General features: G+C 59.2%; 8 protein-coding genes and 3 pseudogenes. 4 read left to right on the top strand and 7 right to left on the bottom strand.

The window, feature by feature from the left end; all coding sequences use genetic code 11:
- Positions 1-120 (bottom strand): annotated as a pseudogene (locus L0976_RS28240) (MBL fold metallo-hydrolase RNA specificity domain-containing protein); the annotation flags it as partial.
- On the opposite strand from L0976_RS28240, the pseudogene L0976_RS28235 reads away from it, so the two are divergent.
- The 3 genes and pseudogenes from L0976_RS28235 to L0976_RS28225 all read left to right on the top strand — a co-directional run.
- Positions 116-2,146: pseudogene (locus L0976_RS28235) on the top strand (efflux RND transporter permease subunit); the annotation flags it as partial. The pseudogenes L0976_RS28240 and L0976_RS28235 sit on opposite strands and share 5 nt — an antisense overlap.
- Before the next feature lie 218 nt (positions 2,147-2,364).
- Positions 2,365-3,210: an ammonia-dependent NAD(+) synthetase gene (nadE, locus tag L0976_RS28230; protein ID WP_094542213.1), complete on the top strand. Its 846-nt coding sequence runs from the start codon at positions 2,365-2,367 to the stop codon at positions 3,208-3,210.
- Positions 3,211-3,580: 370 nt separating this feature from the next.
- On the top strand, positions 3,581-3,790 hold the full coding sequence (locus tag L0976_RS28225; protein ID WP_094542212.1) for a heavy-metal-associated domain-containing protein: 210 nt from the start codon (positions 3,581-3,583) through the stop codon (positions 3,788-3,790).
- Positions 3,791-3,993: 203 nt separating this feature from the next.
- Here L0976_RS28225 and L0976_RS28220 read toward each other — a convergent pair.
- Together L0976_RS28220 and L0976_RS28215 are read right to left on the bottom strand one after the other, a co-directional pair.
- Positions 3,994-4,395: pseudogene (locus L0976_RS28220) on the bottom strand (copper chaperone PCu(A)C); the annotation flags it as partial.
- 14 nt (positions 4,396-4,409) lie between these two features.
- Positions 4,410-6,545: a heavy metal translocating P-type ATPase gene (locus L0976_RS28215; RefSeq protein ID WP_208620228.1), complete on the bottom strand. Its 2,136-nt coding sequence runs from the start codon at positions 6,543-6,545 to the stop codon at positions 4,410-4,412.
- A gap of 66 nt (positions 6,546-6,611) precedes the next feature.
- On the opposite strand from L0976_RS28215, the gene L0976_RS28210 reads away from it, so the two are divergent.
- A complete protein-coding gene (locus L0976_RS28210) occupies positions 6,612-7,019 on the top strand; it encodes a helix-turn-helix domain-containing protein (RefSeq protein WP_094542210.1) in 408 nt (135 codons plus the stop codon).
- A gap of 183 nt (positions 7,020-7,202) precedes the next feature.
- Here the strand turns inward: L0976_RS28210 and L0976_RS28205 are convergent, their stop codons facing one another.
- From L0976_RS28205 to L0976_RS28190, 4 genes are all read right to left on the bottom strand, one after another.
- Positions 7,203-7,808: a cation transporter gene (locus L0976_RS28205; RefSeq protein ID WP_094542209.1), complete on the bottom strand. Its 606-nt coding sequence runs from the start codon at positions 7,806-7,808 to the stop codon at positions 7,203-7,205.
- Between the two features lie 85 nt (positions 7,809-7,893).
- Entirely contained in the window at positions 7,894-8,415 is a 522-nt protein-coding gene (lspA, locus tag L0976_RS28200) for a signal peptidase II (RefSeq protein WP_094542208.1), read from the bottom strand.
- A 490-nt stretch (positions 8,416-8,905) separates the two neighbouring features.
- Positions 8,906-9,967: a murein L,D-transpeptidase family protein gene (locus tag L0976_RS28195; RefSeq protein WP_167388195.1), complete on the bottom strand. Its 1,062-nt coding sequence runs from the start codon at positions 9,965-9,967 to the stop codon at positions 8,906-8,908.
- Between the two features lie 129 nt (positions 9,968-10,096).
- Positions 10,097-10,255: a hypothetical protein gene (locus L0976_RS28190; RefSeq protein WP_234190672.1), complete on the bottom strand. Its 159-nt coding sequence runs from the start codon at positions 10,253-10,255 to the stop codon at positions 10,097-10,099.
- Positions 10,256-10,429 lie beyond the last annotated feature (174 nt).

Genomic DNA, 10,429 nt, shown 5'->3' with positions numbered 1-10,429 from the left:
ATGCACGATGAACACGCGGGACGGCGGCCGACGGAAGCCGGACAGCCAGCGCATCAGCTCGTTTGCGTCGGCGTGCGCCGACAGCATGGACAGGTCCGCGACCTCTGCCCGAACCGGGATCGGTGCAAACATCATGAGCCTCGGCGGCATCGCTATCGCCATCGGCGCGATGATCGACGCGGCGATCGTCATGATCGAGAATGCCCATAAGCATCTCGAGCGTGCGCCGCCTGACAAGCCACGGGTGGAAATCCTCATAGAGGCGGCGAGCGAGGTCGGGCCGGCGCTGTTCTTCAGCCTGCTGATCATCACCGTGTCGTTCCTGCCGATCTTTACACTGGAATCGCAGGAAGGCCGGCTGTTCGGGCCGCTCGCCTTCACCAAGACTTTCTCGATGGCTGCTGCCGCCCTGCTATCGGTGACGCTTGTGCCTGCACTGATGATCCTCTTCGTTCGGGGCTATATCGTTCCCGAGCACAAGAACCCTCTCAATCGGTTCCTGATCTGGATCTACCGCCCCGTCATTGCTGGGGTGTTGCGGGTCAAGACATTGACGATTCTGGCGGCGCTCGTCATCCTCGGGGTCACTGCCTGGCCCGTCCAGCATATCGGTAGCGAGTTCATGCCCAATCTCGACGAGGGCACGCTGATGTACATGCCGACCACCTTGCCCGGCATATCGGTCACCAAGGCGGCCGAGCTGATGCAGACGCAGGACCGCATCATCAAGTCCTTCCCGGAAGTCCAAACCGTCTTTGGCAAGGCCGGGCGGGCGCTGACCGCCACCGACCCGGCGCCGACGGAGATGTTCGAGACGATCATCACCCTGAAGCCGAAGTCGGAATGGCGGCCGGGGGTCACCACCGACAGCCTGAAACAGGAGATGGACGCCGCCCTGCAGTTCCCCGGCGTCTCCAATGCCTGGACCATGCCGATCCGCGCCCGCATCGATATGCTGTCGACCGGGATCAGAACGCCCGTCGGGGTTAAAGTCTACGGTACAGATCTCGGCGAGATGGAAAAAGTCGCTCGCCAAATCGAAAGCGTGCTGAAGACAATCCCCGGTACGTCGAGCGCCTATGCCGAGCGGGTGATCGGCGGCTACTACCTCGACATCGTTCCCGATCGAACGGCGCTCGGCCGTTACGGGCTGACCATCAACGATGTCCAGGACGTTGTCGGCATGGCGCTGGGCTCCGAGGTCGTTACCCAGACGGTCGAAGGCCGGGAACGATATGGCGTGGCAATACGGTATCCACGGGCCTCGCGAAGCGATCCGCAGTCGATCGCCAGGGACGTGCAGATATCCCTGCCGGGCGGCGGGACGGTTCCTCTCGGCGAGGTCGCGGACGTCAAGCTGACGCGCGGAGCGACAACCATCCGCACCGAAAACGGCCAGCTCGCCGTCTACATCTACGTCGACATCGCCAACCGCGATCTCGGCGGCTATGTCGCCGAAGCCCAGCAGGCAGTGGCAAGGAGCGTGACGATGCCTCCAGGCTATTCCGTCGCCTGGAGCGGTCAGTTCGAATATCTCCAACGGGCCGAAGCACGACTGGCCGTCGTCGTTCCCCTGACCCTGGCCCTGATCTTCCTGCTGCTCTACCTGAACTTCAAGGCGCTGACGGAGACTGTCATCGTAATGCTGTCGCTGCCGTTCGCGCTGGTCGGCGGCATCTGGCTGATGTGGTGGATGGGCTTCAACGCCTCGGTGGCGGTCGCCGTCGGCTTCATTGCCCTTGCAGGCGTGGCGGCGGAAACCGGGGTGATCATGTTGATCTATCTCGACCACGCCCTGAAGGAGCAACGCGAAGCCTGCGAACAGGAGGGTCGTTCCTTCTCGAAGCCGGACCTCAATCGGGCGATCATGGTCGGCGCGGTCGAGCGCGTCCGACCGAAGATGATGACCGTCGCCGCCATCATGGCCGGCCTCGTGCCGATCCTGTGGAGGACCGGCACGGGATCGGAGATCATGCAACGGATCGCCGTACCGATGATCGGCGGCATGGTGTCGTCGACGCTGCTGACGCTGGTCGTCATTCCGGCCGTCTATGGGCTGATCAAGGGATGGCGACTGCCAGCCGCATCCGAAGCGGATCATGCTGTAACCGAGAACCAGAGGCGCAGTCTGCAGGCTGCTGAATGACCTAATGGCCGGATCCTCACGACGGCCTCGGCCATTGGTCACACAAATTAAGCCACGACCACGCGCTGCAACAGGCAACTTTCCGCTGTAAGCTTGCCGCTTCCCGGGTAGACGCCTTCCAGCCCAACTGACGAACGCGAAACAGATGACCGACATCGAGGGAATTGATCAGCCCCTATGAAAGGCCTTGACGTCACCGCGCCTGGGCTTAGCTATTGATGCGTTCGTCAAACGAAGGAACGACCTTGCTGCATCAACAGGCCGATATCATCCACGCACTCGGCGTCGCACCGAGCTTCGATGCAGCAGCAGAGACAGAACGTCGGATCGCGTTTCTGGCCGATTACCTTCGCACTAGGGCATTACGGGCCTTTGTCCTTGGCATCAGCGGCGGCGTGGATTCCCTGACCGCCGCCATCCTGGCCCAGACCGCTTCAAACCGCCTGCGCGAGCACGGCCACAAAGCGGAATTCGTCGCAGTGCGGCTCCCGTATGGCGTTCAGGCTGATGAAGCCGATGCGCAGAAAGCCTTAGCGGCGATCCGTCCCGATCGAACCGTCACCATCGACATCAAACCGGCTGCCGATGCCATGCTTGCAGAGATCCGTCGTCAGGCAGGAGAATTGTTTGAGGTAGAGAGGGTCGATTTCCACCTCGGCAATATCAAGGCACGTCAGCGCATGATTGCGCAATACGCGTTGGCGGGCGCCGTCGGCGGCTTGGTGATCGGTACGGATCACGCCGCCGAGGCGCTGATGGGGTTCTTCACGAAATTCGGAGACGGCGCTGCGGATATCCTTCCACTTTCGGGTCTTACCAAGCGCCGCGTCCGTGCAATTGCAAAGCACGTCGGAGCGCCACAGGAACTGATCGACAAGGTGCCGACCGCCGACCTAGAAAGCGATGCGCCGCTGCGTCCTGACGAGGAGGCTTACGGCGTCACCTACGACGAGATTGACGATTTTCTCGAGGGTAAGGTGATCACGGAACCAGCTCGCGAGCGAATCCTCACCATGTACACAGCGACCGCACACAAGCGAGCACTGCCGGTCACACCAGAGTAATCACAATGCCCGCCGGCAAACATATCGCATAGCATCAGGTATGAAGCGTGACCCGGTTCCACCACCATCTGATTAAGCGTGCAGGGCAGAGGCCCTGCTAAACACCTCAATCTGGGGCTTTATAGCTCTGATCTGCGTTCCTAGGTTTTTAACTCGGTACGTAGCACGATGCAGAGTGGTACTGGATCAACGGCGCTTCATTGGCTGCGGATGCCTCCCGGACATTGGCTTGGCGGCAAATGATCGAAGGGCCCAAAAATTTCTAGGAACCGTGAGCCCTTTGGGTTGACCCTGCAGCCGCTACAGGGTGCAAAGTTTTGACGCGTTGGGAAACTTAACTCACGTCAGCTTAGTCCTGAAAGGATTTCAGATGGAAACTGTAGAAATGAATGTGGTCGGAATGGACTGCGCGAGCTGTGTCGCAAAGGTCGAGAAGGGCCTACGCGCGCTTCCCGGCGTGCTGGACGTCAACGTTTCACTCGATAGCACTAGGGCGATCGTTCAGATCGATCCCGAGATCATCGGCGCCGACATACTGCAGGAGACGGTTGTGGACCTCGGATACACGGTCTCGAACTGAGCGCCCCGACGTCTCCGTCAGGCCGGTCGACCTCTTCTACATCCGGCCTGACACCGCGGCTGTCTCTCGGTTTCGACCTCGCTCAGCACGAATTGGTTCTATTGCGAGTTCCTGACCTGACAGACAGGCCGTCGAGAGGATAAGAGCACCTGGAGACCTGTGGCGATCGCAGGTTGCACGCTCCCGCCCCGCGGGCGGCGGCATCAGGGCCAGGCGCCGATTAAGATCGCGACAGGAATCGCGCCGGCAACTAAGCAGCGGTGCGGACAATCTTCAGCACGGTCAGTCAGCCTTCGGCCTGCGTCGTCATGGGCTTTGGCGGGCTTGGAAACCCCGAGCCCCTGGACAGCCAAGTCCACGGTTGTCGAGCCAGCGTTCTTGAAGTTGAGACTGACGGCGAAGCGCTCCCCTGCCGCCAGTTGCTTCCTAAGCTTCGCAAACATGATGTGCGATGCGCCCGCCCTCAAAGCTAGGGTTTCTCCCGGCATTATTTCGATCGCATCTTCGAACTGACGCATTTTGGCGACCCCCTTAACGAGGGTCGATTGATGAATTTCGAATTTCTCGGAAAGCGCTGTAGATCCGGAAAGCAGGGCATCGGCCTCCTTTCCAGTTGCTCCTACTCGATATCACGGCGGCGATGGCGAAGAAGGCGAAGTGCATTGGCTGTTACCAGGACCGTCGCCCCCGTATCAGCCAGAATCGCCATCCAAAGCGTGGTAACACCGAAAAGCGTCGTGCCGAGGAAAATGACCTTGAGACCAAGAGCGAGCCCGATATTTTGCCAGATGTTGCCAAGCGTCGCCTTTGAGAGGGCAATGAGATCGGCCACTCCCATAACCTTGTCGCGAAGCAGCGCGGCGTCGGCGGTTTCCAGCGCGACATCGGTTCCTCCGCCCATTGCCACCCCGACCGAAGCGGTGGCGAGCGCCGGAGCGTCATTGATACCGTCGCCGATCATGGCGATGGGCGCTTGCGTCTTGAGGCGCGAGATCTCGGCAAGCTTGGCGTCCGGAAGTAGTTCCGCCTTCACGTCCAGTCCGAGCGCCGATCCTATCGCTATTGCCGTGCGCTGATTGTCGCCGGTGAGCATGATAGTTTTGACGCCGATATCCTGCAGATGCCGGATGGCAGTTGCGGCGTCGTCCCGCGGCTCGTCCCTGAGCGCGATCAGGCCCTCAATCTTGCCGTTCATCATCAGAACGACGACCGTCTTTCCTTCTTCCTCAAGGTAGGTGATCCGCCGGGCAAATTCGTCATCGAGTACGGCCTGCTCGGCGGCAAATCGGGGAGACCCGACGGAGACGAAGCCGTTCTTCAACCGCGCAGTAACCGCTTTTCCGGGCGTTGCCTTGGCACCGCCGAAGCTTGCCGGCACAGATAAGCCTTTTGCGACCGCCGCTTCACCAATCGCGACGCCTAGCGGATGGCTGCTGTTCCGTTCGACGGCGGCCGCGCGGGCCAGCACATCGGCCTCTGTCCCGACAATTGCCAACACATCCGTGACCTGCGGTCGGCCGCGGGTCAGCGTTCCTGTCTTGTCGAAGGCGACGGTCTTGACCTTTCCGAGCGTCTCAAGTGCCGCGCCGCCCTTGATAAGCAGACCCTTGCGAGCGCCGGCCGCAAGTCCGGACGCTATGGCCGCCGGCGTGGAGATGACCAGCGCACAGGGGCAGGCGATCAGGAGCGTGGAGAGGCCACGGTAGATCCACGTCGCCCACTCGCCGCCGAAGAAGATCGGCGGCACGACGATGACCAGCGCCGCCACCACCATAGCCGCCGGCGTATACCAGGCGCTGAAGCGATCGATCAGCCGTGCCATTGGTGCCTTCGACGACTGCGCTTCCTCGACCATATGAATGATGCGCGAGATTGTATTGTCGGCCGCGACATGACTGATCGCCACCCGAAGCTCGCCATTGGTGTTGATGCTGCCGGCATAGACCTTGTCGCCGACGTTCTTGGCGACCGGAACGGACTCACCTGTCACCGGAGCCTCGTTGAGTTCGGAAAAGCCCTGCGTGACTTTGCCATCGGAGGGAACACGATCGCCGGGCCGCACGACGACTATGTCGTCGATCGCCAGTTCCTCTACTGCAACCTTCTCGACCACGCCATCGCGCTCGCGAAAGGCAGTCCTTGGGACAAGATCGATCAATGCCTTGATACCAGCCCGGGCGCGGCCGGCCGCGATGGTTTCGAGAAGCTCGCCAACGGCAAACAGCAGGATTACGACCGCCGACTCCTCGGCGGCCCCAATCAGCAACGCCCCGAGCGCGGCAACCGTCATCAGCGTTTCGATGCTAAACGGCGTTCCGGAGACAGCACCGACGAAGGCACGTCTTGCGAACGGAACGATGGCGATCAGCGCCGCTACCGAGTAAGCGATCTGACCCCAGTCCGGAGATACGTGGGCGATGCTCCAGGCAACTGCAAACATCGCGCCAGTGAAGATGACGAGACGCCCCTTCTTACCCTTCCACCATGCCTGGTCGTGGTAGTCCGGGAGCTGGCTGGCACCAGCTTGATTGTCCGCGCCCGCTGAAATTGGGGTGAAGCCGAGCCCTTTGATCTTGTCCTCGACAGTCTGCGGCGAGGTCCTGTCCTTATCCAGCATGATGACCATGCTTTCCTGACTGTAATTGACATTGATGTCGCTGACGCCTGGCAAGCGCTTCATCGCGTTTTCAATCTTCATTGCGCAGGCAGCGCAATCCATGCCCTTGATCTTCAATTTCAACGCGCTGGAAGCCATGACGTCACCTCGACAATTACGAACTGGCGCCTTACATGAGGCCTGTAGCAACTACAGGGTCAAGCCATGTCGCCAAACATTCTGACAATCGGGTATCTTGCCAAGAAAACCGGCACCAAGGTTGAAACGATCCGCTTTTATGAAAAGAACGGTTTGCTGCCCGAACCGGGCCGCACCGAGGGCAACTACCGCGCCTATGACCATGCGCACCTGAATCGACTGAGCTTCATCCGTCGCGCGCGCGACCTTGGATTTTCCCTCGATCAGGTACGCGGTCTTCTGAGGCTGAGTGACGACCGTGACCAGTCATGCATGGCGGTCGACGAAATTGCCAACGAGCATCGCGCCGAGGTCGAGCGCAAGATCCGCGACCTGCAGGCGTTGAAGGCGGAACTAGACAGTATTATCGACCAGTGTAGTTGTGGAACGGTCGCCGACTGCCGCATCATCGATTCTCTTTCGCCGAAGCATTAGGGGCCAACACAGATTCAAAAGCCGCTTTGATGTAAAGCGGCGGCTGGGAAGTGGGTGGCCGGCGCAGGCAGAGAGCGCATTCGACTGTTTGAGGCCCTCGTTCCAATGCGTCTGTGGCGGCAGGCGAATTGCCGACCAGCGTCGTGAACTGCAATGAACGCCGATCTCCTACATTGCAGGCCGCTAAGATGCGTCCTTCGCCTCTTCCAGGATTTCCCAGCCACCCCGCAGGACGATGCCTGCAACCAACACCCCGATAACCAGATCCGGATAAGGAGAAGCGAAGAACATAACCGCTGCGCCCGAAACGACAATGCCGGCATTGGCGATCATATCGTTCGTCGTGAAAATCCACGACGCCTTCAGATGAACGCCCTGATCGCGATGCGATCGAAGAAGCTTCAGGCAAATGACATTCAGCGCGGCATTGATGAAGGCGGTAATGATCATGGCCAAGCCAATCGGCTCGGCGCCTACGAAAAACCGACGCCCTACCTCGACGAAAAGTGCCAGACCCAGGGCGATCAGCAGGATTCCGGACAGGCGCGCAACACGCACCTTTGCCACTACCGTCCGACCGACGGCGTAAAGGCTGATGGCATAAACGCCAGCGTCGCCCATATTATCGAGGGCTGCTCCCAGAAGACCGGTCGAGTCAGCGAAGACGCCAACGACGCCGGCGACGATCACTTGCAACAGATTGATGGCAAGGACCCAGACAAGCGTCGTTCGCTCGGAGGCATTTCTCGCGTCGAGCCGTATTTCGTCCTCGCGGTGTTTCTCGCTCATTCAAGTTTTCCCATTATTTCTGCACATAGAAAGCCGATGCACTGGTCCAGCGTCGCGTGCGGCTGAAACCCGACAACGTCTTCATTCAGCGCTTCTCGGTACTGGACGGTCCGGGTGTGCGTGCGGGCTCAAAAGAAAAGATCGAGCCTGCGATAAGCAGCGCTGCCCCGATGGTGATCGCGACATCTGCCATGTTGAAAGCGGGCCAATGCCAAGTCCCGATATGAAAATCGAGAAAGTCGGTGACGGCGCCATGCCACACGCGATCAAGAATATTTCCGGCCGCCCCACCGGCAATCAAACCGAGCGCAGTCGCTTCCAACGTCCGATCCGCTCGCATTGCCCAGACGATCAGCCCGATGGTTATGACGGTCTTTATGGTGGCCAGCAATAACGGACGCTCAAAGAAGATATCGCTGAACATTCCGAAACTGACGCCGGTATTGAAACCCAGTGTCAGGTTGAAGTAGCTCACAAGCTCAATCGTCCGCGGCGGGACCATGACGACGTTAACGATCAGCCACTTTGTCGCGATGTCGAAAAGAAGCGCGAGGACAAAAGCGATCGCAATCCAGACGGTTCGATGTCTAACGGAACTAGTCGGCAATATGATTTCCCCTCATTGGCTGGGCCTGATCGTTAGTGGAAGTCGAGCGCGAGGCGCCCACACCGCGCGCCGATGTCGCCCCGCGCCGTCGCTGCAGTTAGTCCCGCTTCTCGGCTGGCGCCAAACAAAGATTGCTCGACGGACTGAATGCCGCGAAATGGGACCCCGCCGCATCTCTTGGATAGGCTTCCTTCGTCAGATTCGTTCGAGCTTAGGTCTACAGCCTGTAGCGGCTACAGGGTCAATCGCCAATTTGCCGAAGCGTGACTAAAGAACATGCTGGCGATGTGGAGCGTTTACATTCAGCCTTGAAGAACTTCCCCGTCCCGGTCGAGGACCTGATGGATATCACCTGGGCAAGAAAATACGCCTAGACGAAACCGCGCCACAAACGTGAAGAGCCAGCGTAGCCGAGATAAAAGACAATCGTTCCCTCGTTGAGCGCGTTCCATGCTCGCGCAAATTGAACTTCAGGTGAAGAACTGCCCCATCAATCGGCGTCTCTGTCCTTTTCGGAACGGCTAAGCGCCGGTTTCCAAGGCTCGCCCTGGTAAGGGTCCGCCAAGGCCGCGTCTGGACGGCTGATCGGGTACTTAATGGTCGAGATTTTCTGGGCAAGCTTGTCGGCGCCGTTTTGCTTCAGCAGTTCGCGGAAGCTGGAGTGCATCCCACCGTCAGCATAGGCGGTCACGGTCGCAGGAGAATCCTTGTCGAGCAGCGCGGTCAGTTTCTGATCCTCTTGTTGAACTTTGGCGGAAAGGGTCGGATCTATAGCCTGTTTAAGAGGGGGACAGGCAGCAAGGGGGTTGGTAGGGTCCCTGTCGAAATCGGCGTTGAAAACATATCGACGATTGCACGCCGCGACTTTTGGCTGCCGCTTGGAAAATTCGAAGGCGTCGTAACCTTCTTTCAGGTTTTTCCAGAACGCGAAGTTCGGATCGCTGCGATTGGCCACCATATTCTCCACGGTCATGCGAAACGGATATGCCTGCACCTGAAACTTGTCTTGGCCACCGGCGAGTGCGCTGTGCACGAGGGCGTAGATTTCGCCGACACCTTGGTCGGTCATCGCGTAGCATCCCGACGAAGAACAAGCGCCGTGGACCATCAGAGCTTCGCCGGTGTAATTCAGTGCCGCCTCGAGGCGGTTCGGATAGCCAAGGTTGAACGATAGATAAAATTGCGACTTGGGATTCAGCATGCCTGTGGAGACATGATAAAATCCTTCGGGCGCCTGCCGATCGCCGGTCCGGGTTTTCGGGCCGAGTTTTCCTGACCATCGGCACATCGGATACACCTTCAAAAGTGCGTAGCGACCGGTCCGATCCTGCTTCCAAATCTCGAGCTCGCTTTCTTGTTTGAAGATCCGTATCAGCACTGGGCTCTCCGGCGTCATCCCTTTCTTTGCCATCTCTCCGACGAGTTTGACCGGAATTTTCGGCGACGGATCGCCGATATCGTCGAGGCTCATGGTGGTACAGCCGTTAAGTCCGGCGACAAGCAGCACAAACAAGACGAGCGGCCCGAGCCGGTGGAGTATTGCCTCGATCATTTTAGTCCGAGCCCTGATTCGCATGAAGAAAGGGTGCTACGGCCTGTAGCCACTGCAGGGTCAATACCCGTAGATCTAGATTCTCAACCTGAATCCCCTTTCCCGGATCCGGGCAAAGCCTGTGAATGGTCAGCGATCCGAAGCCTGGTAGTCCTCGCTGCTGTCGTCCTCGAAGTCGGCTTGTTCGTCCTGTTCGTCCGATGCGATCGGCATGTCGCCATCGAACCTCCTGTCCCTGCTCAGCAGGCCGGCATCTTCGAGCAATTCGAGGTTCGGCAGGTCGCGCAAAGTCCCTAACCCGAAGCGTGACAGGAAGGTCCGTGTCGTGACCAGCGTGTAAGGGGGTCAGAACAAGAGCTGCTCGAAATCGTACGCTAAGCTTGAACGGAGCGGGAACGCTTGATTGACCGCATTTCAAAAAGGGCATCTATGACCGGACATTCTGGAACCTGATCGCCGGTG

The sequence above is a fragment of the Shinella sp. NM-101 genome, assembly GCF_021401195.1.
GTDB lineage: Bacteria > Pseudomonadota > Alphaproteobacteria > Rhizobiales > Rhizobiaceae > Shinella.
The sequence above is the reverse complement of the archived record's forward strand: the minus strand, read 5'-3'. Positions and strand labels throughout refer to the sequence as shown.